Source organism: Peterkaempfera bronchialis (assembly GCF_003258605.2).
In the GTDB taxonomy this organism is placed as follows: Bacteria; Actinomycetota; Actinomycetes; order Streptomycetales; family Streptomycetaceae; genus Peterkaempfera; species Peterkaempfera bronchialis.
In genome coordinates, this window is sequence record NZ_CP031264.1 from 6175373 (window position 1) to 6199226 (window position 23854).

At 73.7% G+C, this 23854-nt stretch carries 20 protein-coding genes; 3 read left to right on the forward strand and 17 right to left on the reverse strand.

Annotation, left to right across the window (positions count from 1 at the left end; all coding sequences use genetic code 11):
* Positions 1 to 924: a multidrug resistance efflux transporter family protein gene (locus tag C7M71_RS26460; RefSeq protein ID WP_229758922.1), complete on the reverse strand. Its 924-nt coding sequence runs from the start codon at positions 922 to 924 to the stop codon at positions 1 to 3.
* Between the two features lie 47 nt (positions 925 to 971).
* Between C7M71_RS26460 and C7M71_RS26465 the strand changes: the two genes are divergently transcribed.
* Both C7M71_RS26465 and C7M71_RS26470 read left to right on the forward strand, forming a co-directional pair.
* Positions 972 to 1640, forward strand: a complete 669-nt coding sequence (locus tag C7M71_RS26465; RefSeq protein ID WP_111491679.1) for a GntR family transcriptional regulator — start codon at positions 972 to 974, stop codon at positions 1638 to 1640.
* 93 nt (positions 1641 to 1733) lie between these two features.
* Complete coding sequence (locus tag C7M71_RS26470) at positions 1734 to 2615, forward strand: DMT family transporter (protein ID WP_111491681.1); 882 nt, start codon at positions 1734 to 1736, stop codon at positions 2613 to 2615.
* Positions 2616 to 3153: 538 nt separating this feature from the next.
* Here the strand turns inward: C7M71_RS26470 and C7M71_RS26475 are convergent.
* From C7M71_RS26475 to C7M71_RS26505, 7 genes are all read right to left on the reverse strand, one after another.
* Positions 3154 to 4608 (reverse strand): cytochrome P450, encoded by a 1455-nt coding sequence (locus C7M71_RS26475; RefSeq protein WP_111491683.1) that lies wholly within the window; start codon positions 4606 to 4608, stop codon positions 3154 to 3156.
* Complete coding sequence (locus C7M71_RS26480) at positions 4605 to 5228, reverse strand: GTP-binding protein (RefSeq protein WP_111491684.1); 624 nt, start codon at positions 5226 to 5228, stop codon at positions 4605 to 4607. Before C7M71_RS26480 ends, C7M71_RS26475 begins: the two co-directional genes overlap by 4 nt.
* Positions 5209 to 5565, reverse strand: a complete 357-nt coding sequence (locus C7M71_RS26485) for a DUF742 domain-containing protein (protein WP_111491685.1) — start codon at positions 5563 to 5565, stop codon at positions 5209 to 5211. The genes C7M71_RS26480 and C7M71_RS26485 overlap by 20 nt, the downstream gene beginning before the upstream one ends.
* On the reverse strand, positions 5562 to 5975 hold the full coding sequence (locus tag C7M71_RS26490) for a roadblock/LC7 domain-containing protein (RefSeq protein ID WP_111491686.1): 414 nt from the start codon (positions 5973 to 5975) through the stop codon (positions 5562 to 5564). Before C7M71_RS26490 ends, C7M71_RS26485 begins: the two co-directional genes overlap by 4 nt.
* Positions 5976 to 5977: 2 nt before the next feature.
* Complete coding sequence (locus C7M71_RS26495; protein ID WP_229758923.1) at positions 5978 to 7522, reverse strand: sensor histidine kinase; 1545 nt, start codon at positions 7520 to 7522, stop codon at positions 5978 to 5980.
* A 359-nt stretch (positions 7523 to 7881) separates the two neighbouring features.
* Complete coding sequence (locus tag C7M71_RS26500; RefSeq protein WP_229758924.1) at positions 7882 to 9663, reverse strand: bifunctional metallophosphatase/5'-nucleotidase; 1782 nt, start codon at positions 9661 to 9663, stop codon at positions 7882 to 7884.
* A gap of 52 nt (positions 9664 to 9715) precedes the next feature.
* Complete coding sequence (locus C7M71_RS26505) at positions 9716 to 10345, reverse strand: NAD(P)-dependent oxidoreductase (RefSeq protein ID WP_111492515.1); 630 nt, start codon at positions 10343 to 10345, stop codon at positions 9716 to 9718.
* 317 nt (positions 10346 to 10662) lie between these two features.
* Between C7M71_RS26505 and C7M71_RS26510 the strand changes: the two genes are divergently transcribed.
* Positions 10663 to 10896 (forward strand): hypothetical protein, encoded by a 234-nt coding sequence (locus C7M71_RS26510; RefSeq protein WP_111492516.1) that lies wholly within the window; start codon positions 10663 to 10665, stop codon positions 10894 to 10896.
* 293 nt (positions 10897 to 11189) lie between these two features.
* Here C7M71_RS26510 and C7M71_RS26520 read toward each other — a convergent pair whose 3' ends face one another.
* The 9 genes from C7M71_RS26520 to C7M71_RS26560 all read right to left on the reverse strand — a co-directional run bounded on the left by C7M71_RS26520 (position 11190) and on the right by C7M71_RS26560 (position 23673).
* Positions 11190 to 12356 carry a pyridoxal phosphate-dependent aminotransferase gene (locus C7M71_RS26520; RefSeq protein WP_111492521.1) on the reverse strand — a complete coding sequence of 389 codons (1167 nt, stop codon included), beginning with the start codon at positions 12354 to 12356 and terminating at the stop codon, positions 11190 to 11192.
* A 111-nt stretch (positions 12357 to 12467) separates the two neighbouring features.
* Positions 12468 to 12680, reverse strand: coding sequence for a hypothetical protein (locus tag C7M71_RS26525; protein ID WP_111492517.1), 213 nt, complete (start codon positions 12678 to 12680; stop codon positions 12468 to 12470).
* Positions 12681 to 12740: 60 nt separating this feature from the next.
* A complete protein-coding gene (locus C7M71_RS26530; protein ID WP_111492518.1) occupies positions 12741 to 14111 on the reverse strand; it encodes a GH1 family beta-glucosidase in 1371 nt (456 codons plus the stop codon).
* An 84-nt stretch (positions 14112 to 14195) separates the two neighbouring features.
* Positions 14196 to 14654 carry an SsgA family sporulation/cell division regulator gene (locus C7M71_RS26535; RefSeq protein ID WP_111492519.1) on the reverse strand — a complete coding sequence of 153 codons (459 nt, stop codon included), beginning with the start codon at positions 14652 to 14654 and terminating at the stop codon, positions 14196 to 14198.
* Positions 14655 to 14831: 177 nt separating this feature from the next.
* On the reverse strand, positions 14832 to 15875 hold the full coding sequence (locus C7M71_RS26540) for a glycoside hydrolase family 11 protein (protein WP_111492520.1): 1044 nt from the start codon (positions 15873 to 15875) through the stop codon (positions 14832 to 14834).
* Between the two features lie 696 nt (positions 15876 to 16571).
* Positions 16572 to 18944: a GH92 family glycosyl hydrolase gene (locus tag C7M71_RS26545; RefSeq protein WP_114914593.1), complete on the reverse strand. Its 2373-nt coding sequence runs from the start codon at positions 18942 to 18944 to the stop codon at positions 16572 to 16574.
* Between the two features lie 177 nt (positions 18945 to 19121).
* A complete protein-coding gene (locus C7M71_RS26550) occupies positions 19122 to 19979 on the reverse strand; it encodes an ABC transporter permease (protein ID WP_229758925.1) in 858 nt (285 codons plus the stop codon).
* On the reverse strand, positions 19976 to 20944 hold the full coding sequence (locus C7M71_RS26555) for an ATP-binding cassette domain-containing protein (RefSeq protein ID WP_111490747.1): 969 nt from the start codon (positions 20942 to 20944) through the stop codon (positions 19976 to 19978). The genes C7M71_RS26550 and C7M71_RS26555 overlap by 4 nt, the downstream gene beginning before the upstream one ends.
* Before the next feature lie 233 nt (positions 20945 to 21177).
* Positions 21178 to 23673: a SpoIIE family protein phosphatase gene (locus tag C7M71_RS26560; RefSeq protein ID WP_114914594.1), complete on the reverse strand. Its 2496-nt coding sequence runs from the start codon at positions 23671 to 23673 to the stop codon at positions 21178 to 21180.
* Positions 23674 to 23854 lie beyond the last annotated feature (181 nt).

The following is a 23854-nucleotide window of genomic DNA, read 5'->3' on the forward strand; positions in this document are numbered from 1 at the left end:
TCATCCGGCCGCGTGGCGGGGCGGGCGCAGCGCATGGAAGCAGAGCCCGGTGACCACCAGGCCGAGCCCCGCCCAGCCCGCCCCATCCGGCGCGGCCACGCCCACCAGCAGCGCCTCGCCGAGCAGCGTGAACGGGACCTCCGCCGCCTGGGTGGCCTCCACGGCCCCCAGCGCGGCGGAGTCCCCCCGCACCCGGTCGGTGGCGCGGAAGAAGAGCGTGGTCGCCACCACCCCCGACAGCAGCGCCACGGCCAGACAGCGCAGCAGCTGCGACATGGGCGGCGGCCCGGCCGTCGCCCCCGCCACCGCCGCCATGGCCAGCCAGAGCGGCAGCGAGCCCACCGTCATCGCCAAGGTCCGCTGCGCACCGTCCAGCCCGTCCAGACCCAGCAGCCGCCGGTTGCCCAGCGGATAGGCGACCGCCGCCACCAGCACCGGCAGCACCACCCGCAGCGCGGTGCGCCACCCGGTCCCCTCGGCGTGCTGCACCTGGGCGAGGGCCACCCCCGCCACGATCAGCAGCGAGGCGGCGAGCGTACGGCGCGGCAGCCCGCCGCCGCCCAGCGCGCCGATCACGATGCCCGCCACGATGGTCAGCTGCCAGGTGGAGGCGACCAGCCAGCCCGCGCCCGCGTCGCCGGCCCAGGTCACCGGTGCGTAGAAGAGGCCGAACCCCACCGTCGACCAGAGCAGCCAGACCCCCGGGCGGGCCCGCAGGCTCGCCGCCACCCCCGGCAGCCCGCCGCGCACCCACACCAGCGCCGTCATCGGCGCCACCATGAGCAGAAACCGCAGGCAGGCGCTCCACAGCCACGACCCGCCGGCCACGCTCATCCAGCGGTTGAGCACAAAGGTGGAGGCGAAGCAGGCCGCCGCCGCCACCCCCAGCAGCATCGGCCCCCGTATCGCCGCACCGACCGCCACCCGCAGCCTCCTCACCGTCGCGCTGACTGACATCTAAGATGTTAGTCATGACGACCTGGGAGCCCGTACGCAGGAGGCTGCTGCGCGACGAGGCGTACGACGCCCTGCTGGAGGCCATCGTCTCCGGCGAACTCCCCCCGGGGGAGCGCCTCAATGACGCCGAACTCGCCGACCGCCTCGGCCTCTCCCGCGCCCCCGTCCGCCAGGCGCTCGCCCGGCTGGCCGGCGAGCGGCTGGTGGTCTCCAAACCGCAGAGCTACACCCGCGTCGCCCCGGTCGACGCCCGGGAGGTCGCCGACGCCCTGACCGTCGTCCGCACCCTGCACGAACTCGCCGTCCGCGAAGCGCTGCCCCGTATGGAGGCCCAGCACATCGCCCGGATGACCGAGGCCAACGACCGCTTCGTCCGGGCACTGGACGCCGGCGACCCGATGGCCGCCATCGCCGCCGACGACGACCTGCACGCCGTCCCCCTCCAGGTCTGCGGCAACCGCGCCCTCACCGAGACCGTCCAGCGGTACACCCCGCTGCTCCGCCGCCTGGAGCGCCGCCGCTTCTCCACCGAGGCGGCCCGCGCCTCGGTCACCCGCCACCAGGAGCTGATCGCCGCCTGCGCCGCCGGACAGGGCGACCGGGCCGCAGCGCTGACCCGCGCCATCTGGAGCGACCTCGCCGCCCTCGTCGAGGCGGCCTCCGAGGCGCCCGAGCCGGAGTAGGAAGACCCTGGCCGCCACGGTGGCGCTGCGGCTGCTGCCGGGAGATGTCACGTAGCGTGAAGTCCGCAGCACCGCCGTCCGAAGGAGCCACCGGTGCAGACGACCGTACTCGCCGTGCTGTTCGCGCTGCTCGCGGCCGGCAGCAACGCTCTGGCCACGGTCCTCCAGCGGTATGCGGCGCGTGCCGTGCCCCTCTCCATGGGCTTCCGCCCGTCACTGATCATCGAGCTGCTGCACCAGCCGGTCTGGCTCGGCGGCTTCGGGGCGGTGATCGCGGCGGCCTGCTTCCAGGCGCTCGCCCTGCTCAACGGCGAACTCTCGCTGGTACAGCCGCTCTTTGTGCTGGAGCTGCCGTTCGCGCTGCTGCTCGGCGGGTTGGTGCTGGGGCGGCGGATGCCCCGCCGGGGGTGGGCGGCGGTGGCCTGTGTCGTGGTCGGGCTGGGCGTCGCCCTCTGGGCGGCTGCGCCGTCGCCCGGTACCGCCAGTCCGCCCACGCACCGCTGGATCGCCGTGCTCGTCTGCTGTGTGGCCGCCGTCGCGGTGCTGGTCGCCGTTGCGCTGCCCCGGCCGGAGAGCGGTCTGCGGGCGGCCTGCTTCGGCGCGGCGGCGGCCATCGGCTATGCGCTCACCGCCGCGCTGATGAAGGACGCCACCCAGGTGTGGTCGCACTACGGCCCCGGCGGTTTCTTCACGGCCTGGCAGACCTATGGCTTCGCCGCCGCCGGGGTGGGCGCCGTCTTCCTGCTGGAGAACGCCATGCAGTCGGGCCCGCTGGTGGCGTCCCAGCCGGCCCTCACCCTGGGGGACGCCCTGGTGAGCCTCTCCCTGGGGGTGACCCTCTTCCACGAGGACGTCCGCTCCGGCTGGTGGCTGCTGCCGGAGGTGGCGGGGGCGCTGCTGGTGCTCTGCGGCGCAGTGGTCCTCGCCCGAGTCCCGCTCACCCGAACCCTCGCCGGCCGCTCGGACACCCCCTGACCCCCAGCGGCCAAACGCGGCCCACCACAACGCCCGACCCGGGGTCCCCAGCCTCCTGCTCCGGCCTCCGGCCTCGGGTCATTGGCCTCGGGTCATTGGCCCTGACCTCCGGCCCCGGGTCTCCGACCCTGGCCCCGGCCTCCGGCCCCAGCCTCGCCTTTGGCCTCGGGCCTCGGGCCTCGGGGCATTGGCTCCGGGTCATTGGCCCGGACCTCCGGCCCTGGGTCGTTGGCCTCGGGTCTCCGACCCTGATCCCCGGCCCTCGGCCCCCGGCCCCGGTCACAGCCCATGACCGCCTCTGACCACCGGTCCCTGGTCACCGGCCCTGACCACCGGTCCCTGGTCACCGGCCCGGGTCACCGGTCCCTGGTCACCGGCCCGGGTCACCGGTCCCTGGTCACCGGCCCGGGTCACCGGCCCTGGTCACCGGTCCCGGGTCACCGGCCCGGGTCACCGGTCCCTGGTCACCGGCCCTGACCACCGGTCCCGGATCACCGGCCCTGACCACCGGTCACCGCCCCCCCGCCCTCATCCCCGGTCACCGGCCCAGCAGCAGGCGGACGAGGGCTCGCAGGCGGGACGGCGGCGGGGCGGGGGAGGGGCTGCCGGCGGTGGGGACCGGCAGGGGGGCCGTACGCGGCTCGGGGGAGAGTCCCTGTGGATCGGACGGCTCCGGTTCGGGCTCGGGCCGCCGAGGCGCGAACGCCACGGGCAGCCCCTCCAGGTGGCGGGCCCAGATCGAGGAGCGCCAGCTCAGGTCGTCCTCGGGTATGGCCAGGTGCAGGTCGGGCAGCCGGATCAGCAGGGTGTCGACGGCCGCGTCGGTGATGGCCCGGCCGATCTCCTGCCCCGGGCACATATGCGCCCCGCCACTGAATGCCAGATGCGAGCGGTTGCCCCGCATCGGCGCGGAGACATCGGGCCGGATCGCCTCGTCGGTGTTGGCGGCGGCCAGCCCCAGCAGCACCATGTCGCCCGCCCGGATGCTGCGCCCCGCCAGCTCGGTGTCACCGGTGGCCCAGCCCCCCGGGCAGGCGGTCAGCGGCGGCTCGTTCCACAGCACCTGCTCCACCGCGTCGGCCACGGTCATCCGGACGCCGGCCAGCGACGCCCGGAAGCGCTTGTCGGTGAGGACCACCCGCAGGGTGTTGGCGATCAGGTTGGTGGTGGTCTCGTTGGCGGCGACCAGCACCAGCCGCAGATGGTTCTGCACCTCCTCGTCGGTGAGCCCCGAGCGGTGGGCGAGCAGCCAGGAGGTGAAGTCGTGGTCGGGCGTGGCCTTCTTCTGCTCCACCAGCTGCCGCAGGGTCTCCAGGATGAGGTCGTTGGCCGCCGCCGCCCGCTCGCTGCCGGTCATCAGGTCCGCACTCGCCCGGACCAGCCGTGGACCGTCCTCCTCCGGGAGCCCCAGCAGATGGGTCAGCACCAGCATCGGCACATGCTGGGCGTACTGCGCCAGCAGCTCCGCCCTGCCGTCGGTGGCGAAGTCGTCGATCAGCCGGTTGGCGATGCGGTGGATGTGGCGGCGGATGCCCCGGTGGTCGAAGCGGTCCAGGCTCTCGGTGACCGCCCCGCGCAGCCGCTGGTGCTCCTTGCCGTCGGCGGAGAGGCAGTCCGGCCGCCAGCTCACCATCGGCAGCAGAGGGGAGTCCTCGGGGATCTTCCCCTCCCGCAGGTCCCGCCAGATCCGGGAGTCGCGGGAGAACCGCTTGGGCGCCCGTGCCACCTCCAGGGTCTCCCGGTAGCCGAGCACCAGCCAGGCCGGGACGTCGCCGTCCAGCAGCACCGGCGCCACCGGTCCGTGCCGCTTGCGCAGTTGCTCGTAGAGCCCGATGGGATCGGCCTCGGCCGCCGGGCCGTAGAACCGGACCGGCTCGTCGGCGCCCGCACCGGCGCCCCCGCCCGGGGCGGCGCCGGGCGCGGCGTGGACATGGGCGGGGCAGCCCGGCGGAGGGGCGGCGCTGCGGGCGTGGTCGGGGGAGGAGGCGGTCACAGCGGCTCCGGGGTGGCGGTGAGGGTGTACAGGTAGCGCATCAGCGTCAGCAGGACGTCCCTGCTGGAGGTCCGTCGGCGGGCGTCGCAGTCGACCAGCGGTACCGACTCGTCCAGGTCCAGCGCCGCCCGCAGCTCCGACACCGGGTGCGCCGGCGCGTCCGGGAAGGCGTTGACCGCGACCACGAAGGGCACACCGCGCTCCTCCAGCCGGCCGATCACATCGAAGCTGACCTCCAGTCGGCGGGTGTCGACCAGGACCACGGCGCCCAGGGCGCCGTCGAAGAGCCGGTTCCAGAGGAACCAGAAGCGCTCCTGGCCGGGTGTGCCGAAGAGGTACAGCACCAGCTGGTCGTTGAGGCTGATCCGGCCGAAGTCCATGGCCACGGTGGTGGAGGTCTTGCGCTCCACCCCGGCGGTGTCGTCCACCCCCACCCCGGCCTGGGTCATGGTCTCCTCGGTGGTCAGCGGGCGGATCTCGCTCACCGAGCCGACCAGGGTCGTCTTGCCGACCCCGAAGCCGCCGACGATCACCACCTTGACGGCGGCGGTGGCCGAGGCGGGCAGGGTGTCCTCCTGCCGGGGGCCGGGCAGGACCGTCTCAGAGCTTCTGGAGTCCATGCATCACCGCCTCCAAGAGTTCGATGTCGGGGAGCGAGGCGGCGGGGATCGGTGCCCTGGCCTCCACCCGCCCCCCGGCCAGCAGATCCGCCAGCAGCACCTTGACCGCGCTCACCGGCAGCTCCAGATAGGCGGAGATCTCCGCCACCGAGAGCGGGTAGTGGCACATCCGCACGATGGCGGTGTGCTCGGGCGGCATGCCCGGCTCCGGCATCGACCGGGCCACCACCAGGGTGACCAGGTCGAGCCGTTCCTGGTCGCCCGCCTGGCTGCGACCGCCGGTGATCACATACATCCGCTCCGGGCCGTCGTCCGTGTCCTCGCCGGCACTGCTCACGGGGCGGGCCTGTCGACGCGCGGCGGACTGGTCAGGTGCTCGCCGATCCGCAGCACCAGGTCTCTCATCCGCTGGCCCATCAGCCCGGCGTCCACCCCGTCGTCGGCCAGTACCGCGAGATAGGCCCCGGCCCCGGCCGCCATCAGATAGAAGAAGCCGCCGTCGATCTCGATCACCACCAGCCTCATCCGCCCGTCGCCGTGCGGGAACTCGGCGGCCACCGCCGCCGACAGGCTCTGCAACCCGGCACAGGCCGCGGCGAGTCGGTCGGCGGTGTCCGCGTCGGTGCCGTACTGGGCCATCCGCAGGCCGTCCGCCGAGAGGACCACCACCTGGCGGGTGCACGGCACGCTGGTCGCCAGGTCCTGGAGCATCCAGTCCATGTTGGGTCGCTGCTGCTGCTGCAACATTGCTACTCCCCCTCGTCCGATGAGTCGTCACCCTGCCCTCGGGACGGCACCGCAGTGGGCAGTGCCTCCCCGTTGATCCCTGCCTGGAAGGCGGCCAGCCAGATCCCCGGCTGCACGGGCCGCTCGGCCGACGCGGGCGCCGGGGCCGGGGCCGGGGCCGGGGCCTGCATCCTGGCCCGGGCGGGGGAGGCCGGGATCGCCCCTCCAGGCCGGGGCCGGGGCGCCGCCGAGGTACGGCGGCGCCGCTGCGGCAGGCCGTACGCGTTCTGCTCCACCGCGACCGGCTCCTCCTCCTGGTGCCGTACCGCCGCCGGAGCCTGCGCCCCGGGCCGGGGCTGCGCCGGCCGGGTCGGCATCGGCCGGGGCGGCGGCATGGTGCCCGGCCGGGGTACGGCGCGGGGCGGCGGCACGGAGGTCAGCACATCGCCGGGGATCACCATGACCGCCCGCACGCCCGCGTACGCGGACGGCCGCAGCGAGACCTGGAAGCCGTACGCGTGGGCAAGCCGGCCGACCACCGCCAGCCCCAGCCTGGGCGTCTCGCCCAGGTCGGTCAGGTCCATGCCGCTGGACCCCAGGTTGAGCATCGCCTCGGCCCGGTTGCGGGCCTCCTCGCCCATGCCCAGCCCGCCGTCCTCGATCTCCACGGCCACCCCGGACTGCACCTCGGTGGCGCTCAGATGCACCCGGGTCTGCGGCGGCGAGTAGCGGGTGGCGTTGTCCAGCAGTTCGGCCAGGGCGTGGATCAGCGGCTCCGCCGCCGGGCCCACCACCGCCACCTCGGCCACCGAGTGCAGGTCCACCCGCTGGTAGTCGAGGATTCGCGACATCGCCCCGCGCAGCACGCTGAACATCGCCACGGGCTGGCTCCACTGCCGGCCCGGCCGGGCGCCGCCCAGCACCGCGATGGAGTCGGCCAGACGGCCGATCAGGGCCGTGCCGTGGTCGATGTGCAGCAGGTCGCCGAAGACCTCGGGGTCCTCGCCGTGCCGGTGCTCCATCTCCCGCAGATCCTGGGCCTGCTGGTGGACGATCGCCTGCACCCGGCGGGCGATGTTGACGAACGCCCGCTGTGCGGAGTCCCGCAGGTCCTCCTCCGCCACCACGGCCTCCACCACCGTGCGCAGCACGGCGTGGTGGGCGGGGGTGAAGTCGGGGTCCTTGCCCGCCTCGTAGGCGGCGGCCTTCAGCACCCCGGCCGCCGACTCGCCGCGTTGCAGCCGGATCACCGCCTCCGGCAGCAGCACCTCGGCCAGCCGGGCCGTCCCGGCCTCCTGCTCGGCCAGCCTGCGGTGCAGGGCGGCCTCCTGGTCGGCATGCCGGCGGCGCAGTGCGGTGATCGTCCACCCCCGGCGGGCGGTCTCGCCGGCGATCAGCAGCACCGCCGCGGTCGCCACGGCACCGCACCACGCGACCGGCACCCGGGCCGCCGCCGACACCGTCGCCACCGCAGCGGCGGCGCAGACGGCCATCACCACGGGGGGCAGTATCCAGACGAGCGCGGATGCGGGCCGTGGGCCTGCGGATGGCGTTCCAGTACGAACCATCGGCATCCTCAAGCAGTTGAAAGGAAGGAACGACAATCGGGACAACGACCGAACGGGGAGCGGGATACGGCCGATCGGGTGAATCAGCCGTGCGCCCGGCGCTTGCGGCGCTCCGTGCGCAGAGATCCTGCGCCCGCGTCTGACCTGGAGTAATCGTGTCGGTGCGGTGAGCAATCAGGAGCATAGCCGTCCGGTTGCCGCCCGAGGGGGCCCTCTTGACAACCCTGGGTGGGCTGTGGGCGGCTCACTGGTTGTGCGTCCATTCGGGGAGGCGCGCGTAACCGCCCCGCACGCCCCCCTATGTCTGCCCCGGGGCGGTCCTCGGCCTGTCCTCGGTCTGTCCTCGTCCGGTCCGGTGCTCAGGCCGTGCGGCGCACCCGGTCCAGCGGCGCCGGAGAGATCACCGGATGCGCCCTCAGATAGTCCACCAGCACCTCATGGTCGGTACCGCACCGGACCGGGTCGGTGTACCCGGAGAAGGCCGGATACCCGTCGCCGCCCACCACCGTGTACGCCAGCGCGGCCACCCGGTAGGTCCGCCGGAGGTCCAGCGGCTTGCCGCCGATCAGCACCTCCGCCGGGTCGATCCGCCGTCCGACCGGCCGCTGCGGGTCGTAGCGGTAGGAGACGTTGCCCGAGACGGCCAGCGGCGCGAACCGCACCGAGCCGTCCGACCGGGACTGCCACTGCTGCTCCAGTACGGCCTTCAGCCGACTGCCCGTCAGCTTCACCGAGAGCACCGGGTTCCCATAGCCGTAGGCGTCCCAGGACTCGCCCAGCAGCACCCGCCCGTCGGCGTCACCCGGGGTGTCGCCCCGGTCGTACGGCAGGTCGCCGCGCACCGCCGTGGCGCCGACGGCCGGGCGGGCGGCGAGCAGAGCCAGGTCGGCGTGGCCGCCCGGGGTCCGCGCGGCGTCCCAGAGCTGCACATCGGCGAAGAAGTCGGCGGCGGTGGACTCGCCGTCCGCGTCCTCGGCCCGGGTGAAGGAGCCGGTCTGCCGGGCGAGCGGCTCCGACCGGCGTTCGGCGGCCCGGTCCACCCAGTAGTCGGTGATCCGCTGCACCGCCGGGTCCGGCGGCAGGTCCCGGGTGACCGGATGGTTGACCGAGGTGGTCCGGTCGCGGATCACCTCGCCGGTGCGCGGGTCCAGCGCGAGGTCGATCTCGCTGACCACCCCGCCATGGTGGCCGGCCTCCAGCACCGGGCGCGGATTGCCGGCCGGGTCGGGCAGCACACAGCGGAACGCATGGTGCCAGTGCCCGGTCGTGATCGCGTCGATGTCGGGGGAGACCCGGGCGGCGAGGTCGATCGCAGGCCCCCACGCCGAGCCGCAGCCGTCGTACCCGGCCGCCGGATCGCGCTGCGCCCCGCCGTCGTGCACATTGAGCACGATCGCCCGGACACCCTTGCGGCGCAGCTCTGCGGCGTACCGGTCGGCCGTCCGCAGCTCGTCCAGCGCCCGCAGCCCCGGTTGGAAGGAGGTGGAGCCGGTGGGGGTGTCCGGGATGGTGAGCCCGATGAAGCCGACCGGGAGGCGGGTGCCGCCGGGGCCGTCGAACCATTCCACCCGGTACGGGGCCAGCACCGGGCGGCCGGTCGCGGCGTCCACCAGGTTGGCGGACTGGAAGTCGAAGTCGGCGCCGTGGAAGCGGCGGCCGGTGGAATCGGTGAAGCAGCTGTCCCGGTCCACGGTGCCGAAGCAGCGGCCGTGCTCCATGTGGTCCACCAGGAAGCCGGGCGAGACGTCCAGTTCGTGGTTGCCCGCCGCCGAGAAGCGCAGTCCCAGCCGGTTGAGCACCTCCACCGTGGGCTCGTCGCGGAAGGCGTCCACCTCGAACGGCCACCCCGAGAAGCTGTCCCCGGTGGCGAAGGTGACGGTGTTGCGGTGCCCGGCCCGCAGCCGCTCCAACTGGGCCGCCAGATACGCGGCGCCGCCCACCGTGACGGTGCGCCCGTCCGGCCCGGTGACCGTGCCGCCGTCGCCCGGGGCGGGCGGCTGGAGGTGGCCGTGGAAGTCCGTGATATCCAGCAACTGGACGGTCACGGGGGGCGGTTGGGCCGCCGCCGCCGGGGCGGCGGCGAGGCCGCAGAGCAGCGCTCCGATGGCGAGGGGGACGGTCCGGCGCAGCAGGTTCCGCACGGGGGCAGCTTCTTCCTCACGGCTCACGGCTGGGGGTACAGCGCAGTGGTGCTCAGCCCGCCAGCACGGCCGTACGCCCGCTCCACGCGGTGTCACCGATCTGGGCCAGCATGAAGTCGGCCACATCGGCCCGGCTGATCCGTGGCACCCCCCGGGCGCGCAGCGCGGGCACCGCCCGGTAGGTGCCGGTCCGTGGGCCGTTGGTCAGCGTCACCGGGTACACCAGCGTCCAGTCCAGGCCGCTCGCCCGCCAGGCCGCGTCGGCCTTGGCCTTGTCCGCGAAGAGCTGCCGCATCACCGTCCGGTAGGCCGACCGCATCAGCAGGCCCGCCTGCCGCTCGGTCTCCCCGACGCCGAAGGCGGAGAGCACCACCACCCGGTCCACGCCCTGCGCCCGCAGCGCCGGGATCAGCGCGGCGGCGGAGCGGCTGGCGATCTGCGATCTGACGGACCGTCCGGACCCCAGCGCCACCAGTGCCGCATCGGCCCCCATCGCCGCCCGGGAGACATCCGCGTCCGACGTGGCATCACCGGAGACCACGGTCAGCCGTGGATCGCTCCGGGTGAGCCGCGCCGGGTCGCGCACCAGCGCGGTCACCTCATGGCCGGCGGCCAGGGCCCGGTCGAGGAGCAGGGCGCCGGTCGGGCCGGTGGCGCCCAGGATCAGCAGTCGCGTGGTCATCGCGCCTCACCGTAGCGGCGGCACCGCGCCCACCCCGGCAACCGCGCCCGCCGGTGGACGCACCGCCCCTCGTACGGGGCATGGCCCCGGCGCCTCCTTGACGCTGGCAGTTCTTCGCACCGCCATCTCTTCGCACCGCCATCTCTTCGCACGGCCATCTCTTCGCACAGTCATCCGGTCGGACCGCTCGGCGTGCCGCCGCGCCCCTTCCGGCTTAACGTTCCCCTGTAGGCATGGTTGGCGGCGCGGCGCCCGGCCTGGCCCGATCGGCGTGCGGCCCGCGCTCGCGCTGCGGCCCGATGCCCTGGAGGCAGGCAATGCACGAGATGAGAGCGGAACACGGCCCGGCCGAGCCCGGCGGCGACCGGCCGGTCGACTTCTGGCACGTCGTCGCCAGCGGCGCGGATGTCGCCCTCTGCGGCCGCGTACTCCACCGCGACGCCGCGGTCCAACCCGTCCAGGACGGCGAGCCCGCCGCCGAGCAGTACTGCGAACCCTGCCTGGCAGCGTTCCGCGAGAAGGTCACCCCGGTCACCCCGGCCACCCCCTGACCCCACCCCGCCCCGACCCCAGCGAGCCCCGGCCCACCCGCCCCCGCGAGCGAGCCGGGGCTCGCTGGTTCCCCGGCGCATCAACGCCGATCCCGAGCAGCTCAGGGAATCGCTGCGCCCTCTCGATGGCGATGACCTCGGCCAGGTCGAGGTGCGTGCGTGAGCTCCATCCAACTGGAACCGCCAGCATCAGCTCCGAGGCAGGCTTGCGACCAAGGATCCTCGTGTACGCCTCGCCACGGCATGCGAAGGACACGGAGTGAACCCTGGCGGATCGGGTGGCCCGGCGTCCGTCAGGGCGCGAGCCGCTTGAGGCGGGTTACTGCTTCATCCAGAGTTTCCTTCCGCTTGCAGAAGGTGAAGCGGACGAGGGAGCGGCCCGCGTCGGTGTTGTCGTAGAAGACGACGTTGGGGATGGCTACGACGCCGCAGCGTGCGGGGAGGGTGCGGCAGAACTCCAGGCCGTCCTTTTCGCCGAGGGGGGTGATGTCGGTGGTGATGAAGTAGGTGCCCTCGGGGCGGAAGACCTCGAAGCCTGCGGCCGACAGGCCGTCGGCGAGCAGGTCGCGCTTGCGGGACAGGTCGGTGCGCAGGGTCTCGAAGTAGGTGTCCGGCAGCCGCAGGGCCTCGGCGACGGCGTACTGGAACGGGCCGGCGCTGACATACGTCAGGTACTGCTTGGCGGTGCGGACGGCGGCGACCAGGTCGGGGGAGGCGGTCACCCAGCCGACCTTCCAGCCCGTGAAGGAGAAGGTCTTGCCGGCGGAGGAGATGGAGACGGTGCGTTCGCGCATGCCGGGGAGGGCGGCGATGGGGTGGTGGCTGCCGCCGAAGACCAGGTGCTCATAGACCTCGTCGGTGACGACGAGCAGGTCGTGGGCGACGGCGAGGTCGGCGATGGCGGTGAGTTCGGCGGGGGTGAGGACGGCGCCGGTGGGGTTGTGGGGGGTGTTGAGCAGCAGCAGGCGGGTGCGGGGGGTGATGAGGTCGCGCAGCCGGTCGAGGTCGGGGCGGAAGGACGGCGCCCGGAGGGTGAGCGGGACGCGGACGGCTCCGGCCATGGCGATACAGGCGGCGTAGGAGTCGTAGAAGGGTTCGAGGGCGATGACCTCGTCGCCGGGTTCGAGCAGGGCGAGCAGGGCGGCGGCGATGGCCTCGGTGGCACCGGCGGTGACCAGCACCTCGGTGTCGGGGTCATAGGCGAGGCCGTGGAAGCGCTGCTGGTGCTCGGCGATGGCGGTGCGCAGTTCGGGGACGCCGGGGCCGGGCGGGTACTGGTTGCCGTGGCCCGCGCGGATCGCCCGCACCGCCGCCTCGGCGACCTCGGCGGGCCCGTCGGTGTCGGGGAACCCCTGGCCGAGGTTGATCGAGCCGGTGGCGGTGGCCAGCGCCGACATCTCGGCGAAGATCGTCGTACCCAGTCCGTCCAGCCTGCGGTTCAGCAGTGGCCTCGCGCCCATGCGGTCACCCTTCCCGGTGCGTCGCCTGTCGTCGCGGGCCATCCTCCGCCCGGCCGCCGGGGCGCGGCAAATCCCGTGCCGGGGCCGGTCCGTCGGACGGCGGGCAGGATGTCATGACGGCCGCTGGCCGTGGCCCGGCGGTCTGCGGGTCAGATTGCTCCACTCGGTGTCGGGCAGACCGGGGACGGCGCGGCCGATGGCACGCCACTGCTCGGCGAGCGAGGCGAAGAGCGGGGTGTCACCCCAGGCGGCGGGCGGGGCGGAGCGGGGACGGGGGGCTTCCGCGAGGGGCGGGAGCTGGCGGGGGATGCGCGTGGTCTCCACGACGCCTACAACGACCGCTCCCGTCCGGGGTGACGCACCGTGTCCGCCGTCCGGGTCCGGTCAGTCCCGGCGGCTGTCCCGGCGGTGGTTGCGGCCGGTCAGCGCGGTACGCAGCCAGTGGTAGGAGTCCTTGGGGGTGCGGCGCTGGGTGGCGTAGTCGACGTGGACCAGGCCGAACCGCTGGTGGTAGCCCTCGGCCCATTCGAAGTTGTCCAGCAGCGACCAGACGAAGTAGCCGCGTACGTCCACGCCCGCCTTCGCCGCCCGGTGCAGGGCCCGCAGATGGCCGTCCAGGAAGTCGATGCGGGCGGTGTCGCGGACGCGGCCGTCCTCGTCGACCGCGTCCTCGGTGGAGCAGCCGTTCTCGGTGATGTGGATCGGCGGCAGGGCGGCTCCGTAGCGTGCGCGCAACCCGGTCAGCAGGTCGTACAGGCCCTCGGGCACCACCGGCCAGCCGAACGCGGTGGTCGGTACCCCCTCGATCGGCACCAGGTCGAAGGGCAGCCCGGAGCCGGGAGCGGCGGCGGCGACGCGGGTGGGGTTGTAGTAGTTGACGCCCAGCGCGTCCAGCGGAGCGCCGATGGTCTCCAGGTCGCCGTCGCGGAGGTACGGCGGGTCGGCGGGCAGCCCCACCGCCGACAGGTCGGGGTACCTGCCCAGCAGCACCGGGTCGTTGAAGAACCGGTCGTGGAAGGCGTCGTAGACATCGGCCGCCGCCGTGTCCTCGGGGGAGTCGCTCGCGGGCCGCACGGGGGTGCAGTTGTTGGTGACCATCACCTCGCGGGCGCCGTGCGCCCGCAGCGCGGCGGTGGCCAGCCCGTGGCCGAGCAGTTGGTGGTGGCCGACGGGCAGGGCGTCGAGGAGCAGCGCCCGGCCGGGGGCGTGGCTGCCGAAGGCATAGCCCTCGGCCATGTGCACCAGCGGCTCATTGAGGGTGATCCAGGCGGGGATTCGGTCGGCGAGGCGTTCGGCGACCAGTGCGGCGTACTCGGCGAAGCGGTGCGCGGTGTCGCGGTCCAGCCAGCCGCCCCGGTCCTCCAGGGCTTGCGGCAGGTCCCAGTGGAAGAGGGTGGGGACGGGGGCGATGGAGCGTGCGGCGAGGGCGTCGACCAGCCGGTCGTAGAAGTCCAGCCCTTTGGGGTTGGCGGGGCCCGCGCCGTCGGGCTGGACGCGCGGCCAGGCGAGGGAGAACCGGTAGGCGTTCACCCCGAGGTCGCCGAGCAGCGCCAGGTCCTCCGGCCAGCGGTGGTAGTGGTCGCAGGCGGTGTCCCCGGTGTGGCCGTCGCGGACCCGGCCGGGCGTATGCGCGAAGGTGTCCCAGATGGACGGCCCCCGGCCGTCCTCGACCACCGCGCCCTCGATCTGGTACGCGGCGGTGGACACACCCCACAGGAAGCCCTCGGGGAACGCGGGCAGCGGCGTGCTGGTCATCCTGCCTCCTCGCCTGATCCGGCTTCCGCCCAGGCTAGGGGTGCCGTGGCACATTGGATACGTGGTACGCACATTGACGGTCACTCAGGCCAGGGGACGGCCGGCGTGGCCCGTGCCGCCCTGCTGCCACGGCAGCGGCACGGGGTAGAGCAGTTGGTCCCAGTCCGGGGCGGGCCGCTCCCGGGGGCGCCGGGTGGACGGGAGCGGGGAGTGCCGCAGCGCCCGCTCCAGCCAGGCACCGAGCGGCGCGGCCGGGGCCTCCAGCAGCACATCGCCGATGTCGGAGGGCAGGGTGATCCGGATGCCGCGCCGGGTGTCCAGCCCGATCGGCCTGATCCGGGTGCCGCCCTGCCGGCAGGGACGGAACAGCCCCTCGCCGAGCAGCCTGCGGGGAAGCGACCACAGGGCGGGGTGCGGGTCGCCGAGCGACACGGTGACCAGGTGCGGGGCGTCCGCCCGGAGGGCGAAGCGGGCGGTGGTCCGGGCGCCGCCCTCGGGGGCGGTCAGCAGCACGGTCAGGTCGAAGTCCATCGGGTCGCGCATGGTGCGGTGCTCCTTGCTGTGCGGGGGACTGTCTCCGATGGAGAGCGCACAGGTACGGAGGTCTTACACATGTTCGTACGACGCGTGAGGGATGACGGCAATGAAGGGTCGGCAGCAGCATGGCGCGGCGGCCGAGGGCCGCCGCGCCACAGGTGCGGTGTATCGGGTGTGCGGTGATCAGCTGGCGCTGCAGGAGACTGTGGGCCAGGTCCAGGTGCCGTTGGTCTGGATGGTGACGCCCCAGTTGTTGCCGCTGCCGTTGGGCTTGGCGGTGAGTACCTGGCTGCTGGGGTAGGTGGCGTTGATGTTCCAGGACGCGATGATCTTCTCGGGGGAGGGGACGTTCATGGTGACGGTCCAGTTGTTGGAGCCGCTGACCGAGACGTTGAGGTTGTAGCGGTCGCTCCACTGCTGGCCGGCGGAGAGCGTCGCGGTGCAGCCGCCGCCACCGCCGCCGGTGGTGCCACCGTTGGTGGAGCCGCCGGTCGTGGAGCCGCCGGTGGTGCCGCCGGTGGTGGTGCCGCCGCCGTTGCCGCCGTCGCTCACCGTGATGTTGGAGTTGCCGCTGCTCTGGTAGCCCTCGGTGGCGAGGATCATGTAGTTGAAGCTGCCCAGGTTCATGCCGTACTTGGACCAGGCGTCAAAGTGGTTGCCGGTGGTGATGGTGCCGCCGGTCTTCTTCGACTGCCGGACGCTCCAGTACTGGTTGAACGTCTTGGTGCCCTCGATCGACGGGGCGTTGGTCCGCGTCGTCTGGTAGATGTCGTAGGTGCCGCCGTCAGTGGTGACGGTGCCCTTGAAGGTACCCGTGGGCCGGTAGGTGCCCCAGTTGTCGACGACGTAGTACTCGACGAGCGGGTTGGTGGTCCAGCCGTAGAGAGCCAGGTACGCGTTGCCGGACGGGTTGAAGCTGCCCGAGTAGTTCACGCTCTTGCGTCCGCCGGTGCTCCAGCCCTTGCCGGCGACGAAGTTGCCGACATTGCTCCAGGTGGTGCTGTAGTTGCCACCCGCGCCCAGGTCCATGTTGACGGACCCGCCGCCATCGGTCCAGAACGAGTAGTAGTAGCCATTGTTGGTACCGGTCTGGTTCGAGGAGATGGCGCTGGCGGTGCCGGGCAGAGCCATCGCGGCCACGACCATGACCACGGAGATGAGGCTGCCGACGAGCAGCCTGACGCGGCCGCGTGTGCGGCGCTTCGGGTGGATGCGGGCGTTGTTCATGGGGTGCTTCCTCCTGGTGAAGGGCGGGTGGCGGCGCCGGGCAGCCTGATGCGGCCCGGTGGGAATGCCGATGGCCGGCCGGGTGGTGGCCAGGGTGGGGATGACCGCGCATCAGCGTCATGCAACGCGGGCGGCGTGGGGGGCCGGTCGTCGTGTGATCGACAACCGGAGGACCAGGTCGCAGCGGGTCACCCGGATCGACGCTGGCTCAGGCCTGTCGATAGCGACAGCACCCGGATCGACAGTGGTTGAGGTCTGTCGATGGCGAAAGGTTGGTCTGACTCCGTCAAGTTGTCAACAGCCCCGGAGGTTCAGGGACTGTCGACGGTCGGGGTGGCCTCAGCCGGCCGGCAGGCCTGCCGAGGGTGGGGGAGGCGGGGGGTGCGCGCGGGCTTTGACGATCATTGCGACCTCTGCTCTCCGGTGAGTCCGTAGGGAGTCGCCTGCGTTACAGGGAGGTTTCGATCGCTGGAGAGTATGCGCCCGGCTCAAAGGGGCAGTCAATGACTGAGTTTCCGAAAGTTCACCGAAACTCATCACTGTTCACGTGCAGGGTAGATCGAAAAATTTCGAGGTCTTCTGCCGTTGCTGCCAAACATCTTGACGCAGCATCAGTGCGCCCCTACGGTCCGCTGGAATCGTTCGTAAACTCGGCGAAACTTTCGAATGGAGAGCGGGGTCAGGGTTGAGTCCCAATCAGCTCCTGGGCCAGGGCAGTTGGCCGGTGGCGTCCGACGGCGGCGCCGACGTGGGCCCGGCGCCCCATGACTTGGCGGGGACGGTGCCCAGGGTGAAGTCCAGTGTCCGCCCGGGCAGTTCGCGGTAGCGCAGCCAGGGCGCGGTGTGCGTCCGGCCGCCCAGGGTGAGGGACTGGATGTACGGCGCGTCCGCCGTCGCCCCGCGCCCGCGCACGGTGAACGGCCTGGCGCCCGGCGTGGAGACGATCGCCAGCGGGAAGGCCGGGCTGCCCAGCACCAGCAGGTCGGACCCGGGCACGGCGGGGTAGAGGCCGAGCATCGACCAGACGTACCAGGAGGACATCGCGCCCAGGTCGTCGTTGCCGAACTGCCCCTCCGGAGAGTCGGACCAGAGCGTCTGCTGCACCTCGCGCACGGCCCGCTGGGTCTTCCATGGCTCGCCGGTCCAGTCGTACTGCCACGGGATGCCGATGCTGGGCTCGTTGTTGAGGTCGGCCAGGGTGGGCGCGGGGGTGCGGATGTCCTCCAGCAGGCCGTCCAGATAGCGGCTCCAGGCCCGGGCGCCGCCTCGGCCCTCGATCAGCCGCCGCAGGTTGAACGCCACCATCGGCGTGTACTGGGCGGAGGTGCCCTCCACAAAGCCCCGGGTGGCGCCCGGGGTGAAGCCCGGCGCGAAGCCGCCCGCCGCGAGCCGGGGCTGGAGGTAGCCGCTGGCCGTGTTGAAGAGGTTCTGCCAGTCCTGCGCCCGGCTCGCGAACCGGGTGTAGGTGGCCCGGTCGCCGAGGCTCCTGGCGAAGGCGGCGATGGCATAGTCCGCGTTGTCGTACTCCAACTGCGTGGAGACCGTGCCGTAGAAGTGGCAGCAGCTCCAGTTGCGGCCGTCCACCGGCAGATAGCCCAGCCGGTCGCGGACCGCCTGGCCGGGCCGCGCGTGGTTGGGTCCGACGGCCTCGCGGACCATCACCTCCAGCGCCCGCCGGGTATCGAAGGAGCGCGCTCCAAAGGCGTGCGCCCCCGCGATGATGCCGTCCGCCGGGTCGCCGACCATGACCCAGCTCTCGCCGTTGTTCTGCGCCCACTTGGGCAGCGAGCCGCCCTCGTCGTAGTCGCGCAGCATGGCGGTCACCATGTCGCTCGCCACCGCCGGGTCCACCAGCGCCATCAGCTCGGCCTGGGTGCGGTAGGTGTCCCAGCCGGAGAAGTTGGCGTACTGGGCGTGGCCGCGTGGCACCGTGTGCACCCGCTTGTCCATGCCCGCGTAGCGGCCGTCGACGTCGCTGAAGACATTGGGGTGCAGCAGCGCGTGGTAGAGCGCGGTGTAGAACTGCACCTGCTCCTCACGGGTGCCGCCGGCCACCGCGATCCGGCCGAGCAGCCGGTTCCACGCGGTGTGGGCGTCGTCCTCCAGCGCGTCGACGTCCTTGGCCGCCACCTCCCGGTCCAGATTGCGCCGGGCCCCCTCCTGGCTGGTGTACGAGATGCCGATCCGGGCGGTGACGGTGCGCCCGGCGGCGGTGTCGAAGAGCGCATATGCCCCGTCCCGGCCGGACAGCTCGGGGCTCACCGGTCGGGACAGGGCGGTCCTGGTGGAGCCGCGCCAGGTGCCGCCGCCGACCAGCGGCCGGTCGAAGACGATGGCGAAGTGCAGGGTGTAGGTGTTGCCCGCGCGGCAGAAGTGGCCGCTCTCCACCGACCCGGTGATCTCGTGGTCGGAGACGAACCGGACCCGCGTCCCGTCCACCTGGGTGGCGCCGCCGCGCAGCTTCAGCAGCAGCCGGGCGTCCTGGCCCGCCGGGAAGGTGAACCGGGCGATCCCGGCCCGCGTCGCACTGGCCAGCTCGGTGGTGACGCCGCTGTCGTCCGTGACCCCGTAGAAGCCCGCCCGTACACTCTCCCGGCCGTGCGAGAAGCCCACCGACGCCTTGCCCGGGGAGGTCGGCATCGCCCCTGCCACCGGAAGCAGCGGAACGTCCCCGGCGGCGGCGCAGCCCGGCCCGCTCAGATGGGTCAGGCTGAAGCCGGAGAGCCGCTTCGCCCGGTAGGCGTACCCGCCGCCGTAGGGGCGGTCCGGCGTGGTGTCGGGCCCCAGCTGCATCATGCCGAACGGGACCACCGGGCCGGGGAAGGTGTGCACCACCCCGCCCGTGCCGATCAGGGGGTCGACCAGCGACGCCGGATCGGCCACCAGGTGCGGCCCGCGCGGTCCGGCCGGGCCGTACGCGGGCGCGGGCGCCGCGGCCAGCAGCGCCAGGGCAGCGGCACCGGCGCCGAAGGCCCGCCCCGCGCCGGGCAGCAGCAGCGGCAGCGACGGCAGCGAGGGAAGCGACGGCAGGCGCCGCTTCCGGGCGGCGGCGAGCGGTGCAGCGGACATGGGTGGTCCCTCCCCTGACGCGACGGCCGTCCCGTCGACGGGCGAGGCGGCCACCGGAACGGAGGCGCTGCTGGCACGCCTCGCCAGCACCGTAGGGGTGCTGCGGGCCCACCGGCCCGGCACGCTCCGGGGCCGCCACGCGGCTCACCCGGACGGCCCATCGCCCGACCCGCCGGATCAGGCGTCGCGTCTCCGCAGCAGTACGGCGCCGGCGGCCAGCGCCGCCGCCGCGTACCCGCAGAGCACGGCGAAGCCGGTCCACGGAGCGAGCAGCGGCGGCACGGGAAGGAGGGTGGTCAGCGACTGGCCCGCCACGCTGGGCAGGTACGGGAGGATGTGGTCGCGCCAGGAGCCCGGCAGCACCTCGGCCAGGCCCGGGACCACCAGCAGCAGCCCGAGGACGGCGGCGATGGACCCGGCGGTACTGCGGATCAGAGCGCCGACGCCGACGGCCAGCAGCCCGACCACGGTGAGGTAGAGGGCGGTGCCCAGCACCACCCGGACGACCCCGGGGGCGGACAGCGCGGTCTCCAGGCCCCGGCCGGCCAGCAGCCGCTGCCCGAGCAGAAAGGCCACCGGGCAGGCGGCGCCGGTGAGGACCAGGGTGGCGGCGCCGAAGACCGCGGCCTTGGCCCAGAGCACCGGCAGCCGCCGGGGCACGGCCGCCAGGGTGGTGCGGATCAGACCGGTCGCGTACTCGCCGGTGACCACCAGGACGCCGAGCACCCCGACCGCCAGCTGGGCCAGGAAGAACCCCTTGAGGCTCTGCTCGGCGGGGCTGAAGCGAAGCCGCTCCTCCACCGGCAGCCGGTCCCAGCGGTTGACGGTCACCCAGCAGACCAGCGCGCCGAAGCCGACGATCGCGGCCACCGCCGCCAGCAGGGTGGCCCAACTGGAGCGCAGCGAGCCGAACTTGATCCACTCGGAGCGGACCACGCGGGCCAGGGTCACCGGACCGGTGCCCGTCCCGGTGCCCGCTCCGGGTCCCCCACCGGGTGCGGCGGGGGAGCGCAGGGCGGTGGCGGCGGTGCTCATGCAGGCTCCTCGACGGGTTCGGGCCGGGATTCGGGCCGGGATTCGGGCCGGGGTCGGCGCGGGGGCGACTGGTACTCCACGGCGTCGCGGGTCAGCTCCATGAACGCCTCCTCCAGGGACGCCTGCTGCGGTGTCAGCTCGCAGAGCGGCACCCCGTGGTCGGCGGCCAGCCGGCCGATCCGCTCGCTGTCCGCCCCGGCGACCTCGATGACGTCGGGGCGGTCGCCCCCGGAGATCCGGGCGCCCAGCTCGGCCAGCAGCCGGCCGAGCCGGGCGGCCTCCGGGGTGCGTACCCGCACCGTGCGGCCGGACGCCCCCCGGGTGAACTCCTCGACCGAGGTGTCGGCGATCAGCCGCCCCCGGCCGATCACGATCAGCCGCTCGGCGGTCAGCGCCATCTCGCTCATCAGGTGCGAGGAGACCAGCACCGTGCGCCCCTCGGCCGCGAGGGAGGTCAGCAGGGTGCGGATCCACAGCACGCCCTCCGGGTCGAGTCCATTGACCGGCTCGTCCAGCACCAGCGTGGCCGGGTCGCCCAGCAGCGCGTTGGCGATGCCCAGCCGCTGGCCCATGCCCAGAGAGAAGCCGCCGACCCGGCGGTGTGCGACCGCGCGCAGACCGACCAGGTCGACCACCTCCTCGACCCGGGCCCGGGGGATGCCGTGGGTCGCGGCCAGCGCGGACAGGTGGTGGAAGGCGCTGCGCCCGCCGTGGGCCGCGCGGGCCTCCAGCATCGCGCCGACCTCGCGCAGCGGCGCCGGATGGTCGGCGTAGCGGCGGCCGTTCACGGTGACCGCCCCCGCGCTGGGGGCGTCCAGGCCGAGGATCATCCGCATCGTGGTGGACTTCCCGGCGCCGTTGGGGCCGAGGAATCCGGTGACCACGCCGGGGCGGACGGTGAAGGAGAGGTCCTCGACGGCGGTGCTGGGGCCGTAGCGCTTGGTCAGGCCGACGGCTTCGATCATGGCGGTCCCTCGGAGCGGCGTACGGAGATGACGGTCCCACGCTAGGCCGGGCCCGCAGCCGCCGCACGGCTACCGCACGGCCGCCGCAGGGGCGGGGTGGGGGCCGGGGTGGACGACGGGCGGGCGGGCCCCGGGGTCCGACGGCGCGGCGGGGAACCATCGCCCCGTTGGGCCGTTCGGGTCCCCGGCCGTGGGGCCGGGCGCCGGGCGGCTCCGGCGCACGCCCGGGTGCGCTACGGCTGACGCCGCGTCACTCCGGCGCCCGGCTGCGGATCGCGCGCCCGTACCGCGAGTTCGCTCCAGACCTGCTTGCCGCCGCCCATCGGCAGCGAGCCGAAGGCGGCGGAGACCGCCTCGACCAGCAGGATGCCCCGGCCGCCGGTGGCCTCCCAGCCGATGCCGGTCGGCTTGAACGGGGAGCGGGGCGAGGCATCCGTCACCGCGATCCGCAGCCGGTCGGCGACATGGGTGAGGTCCAGCCGTACCGGACCCTGGGTGTGCACCAGGGCGTTGGTGACCAGCTCGGAGACGACCAGCAGGGCGGTGTCCCGCTCCTCGGCGAGCCCCCAGGAGGCCAGGGTGCGGGCGACAAAGCGGCGCGCATGGGAGACGGCCTCGGGCAGCCGCCACACCGTCCAGCCGGAGCGCACCGGCAGCGACCCCATCCCGTCGTAGCGCAGCAGCAGCACCGCGACATCGTCGTCGCGCCGCTTGGTGCCGCCCAGCAGGGCGTCGGCGACCAGCTCCACATCGCCCGGTTCGGTACGGCCGAGCACCTCGCAGAGCCGGGCCAGCCCGTCGTCCAGGGTGAGGGTGCGGGACTCCACCAGGCCGTCCGTGGTGAGCACCAGCACCGTGCCGGGGGTCAAAGCCAGCGGGGTGACCGGGTAGTAGGCGTCACCGTCCACGCCCAGCGGCGGGCCGCCCTCCGCGACCACCACCTCGGTGGTGCCGTCGGGCAGGCGCAGCACCGGCGGGATGTGCCCGGCCCGCGCGCACCAGGCGGCGCCCTCCTCCATGTCGACCACGACATAGCAGCAGGTGGCGAAGAGGTCGGTGCCCATGCCGACCAGCAGTCGGTTGGCGTGCGAGACCACCACGTCCGCCGGGTGCCCCTCCACCGCATAGGCGCGGATCGCCGTCCGCATCTGGCCCATCAGGGTCGCCGCCCCGGCGTTGTGCCCCTGGACGTCGCCGATCACCAGCGCCACCCGGCCGTCGGTCAGCGGGATCACGTCGTACCAGTCGCCGCCCACCTCAAGCCCGGCCGCCGCCGGGAGGTAGCGGGCGACGGCGGTGCCGCCGGGCAGCTCCGGCAGCCGGCGCGGCAGCAGGCTCCGTTGCAGGGTGGCGACCAGCTCATGCTCGGCGTCCAGCGTCCGGGCCCGGTCCAGGGCCTGGCCGGCCAGTGTGGCGGTGGCGGTGAGCAGGGTCCGCTCGTCGGCGCTGACCTCGTGCGGCTCCGCCCAACCCACCAGGCAGGCGCCGACCACCCGGCCGGCCGACGGCAGCGGCAGCAGGGCCAGGCCGCCGGGCCCCACGCCGGCGAGCGCCGGTTCCAGCGGGGCGCCGGCCGGCCAGACCGAGGCGCGGCCCTCGCGGAGTGCGGCCTCCAGGGTGGGCATGGCGCGGACCGGGGCGTCGGGCCACTCGGAGCGCCACTCCGAGCGCCACAGGTCCGGCCAGGCGTCCGGCTCCGGCGGGTCGAGCATGGTGACCACCAGCCGTTCCGCCTCCAGCTCGGCCAGCGCCACCCGGGCGGCGCCCAGCGGGTGCCGGATCGCGGAGACGACGGCCCGGCCGACGTCCTGGACGGTGACGGCGGTCGCCAGCGTGGCGGCCAGCCGCTGCACCCGGGCGGTGTCGTCCACGCCGGGCCGCAGATGGGAGGCGTCGGCGACGGTGCCCAGCAGCCGGGTGGGGCAGCCCTCGGTGCCGAGGGAGACCTCGCTGCGCATCCGCAGCCAGGCCAGTTCGCCGGTCCGGCGGCGGATCCGGAACTCCAGGTCGCGGCCGACCGCGCGGCGGCCCGGGTCCAGGGTGGACATCAGGGCGGGCAGGTCCTCCGGCACGGCGAGCGCCAGCAGCGTCTCCACCTGCCCGTCGAACTCGGCGGCAGCCAGGCCGAAGAGCTCCAGCACCCGCGCGTCGACCTCCAGGTGCCCGGTGGTGAGGGTCAGCGAGAAGTTGCCGACGCCGTTGCCACGGGCCGTCCGGCCAGGCGCGGGGAGGGTGCGATGGGCGGCGATCCGGTCGGCGAAGAGGTTCAGCACCTGGCGGTACTCGGCGTCGAAGCCCTCCGGGCACTCGTCCACCACCAGCAGGCAGCCCCGGCTCCGCCCGTCGCCGTCCAGCGGCAGCACGGCCAGCGACACCCCGTCGTCGGACAGCATCGGCTCATGGAGGTCGCCGACCGCGTCCTCGGACGCCAGCCAGAGCGGTCGGCCGGAGGCATGGGCGGCGGAGAGCGGGGAGCGGCCGGGTACGGGGTAGGTGCGGCGCAGCCCGTAGAGCGCGCGTGGGACTCCGGCCTCCTCGACCAGGGTCAGTTCGTCGGCGCGCTCGCGGGTCGCGTACACCGTGGCCAGGGTCGCGCCGGTCGACACCAGCACCTGCTCGATGAGGGCCCGCAGCGGGATCGCGGAGTCCGGACCGGCTTCGATCAGCCTGAGGGCGAGATCCGCACGGAGCGTCCTCGTCCCGCGTCTCTTGGTCTCCTCGACGGCCATCTGGTCATTACACCGTCTCCGTGCGGCCTGCGCAGCCGGATGCACGGGTTCTGCCGGACCCGGTTGCCGGGCCCGTTTCCGGCATCGTATGCGGGGCGGGCGGCGCGGGACATGGATCGGCATGGATCGGCGGGGGCGGCGGGGGTGAACCGGGGGCGCGCGGGGCGCGTAGTCGCTCTGC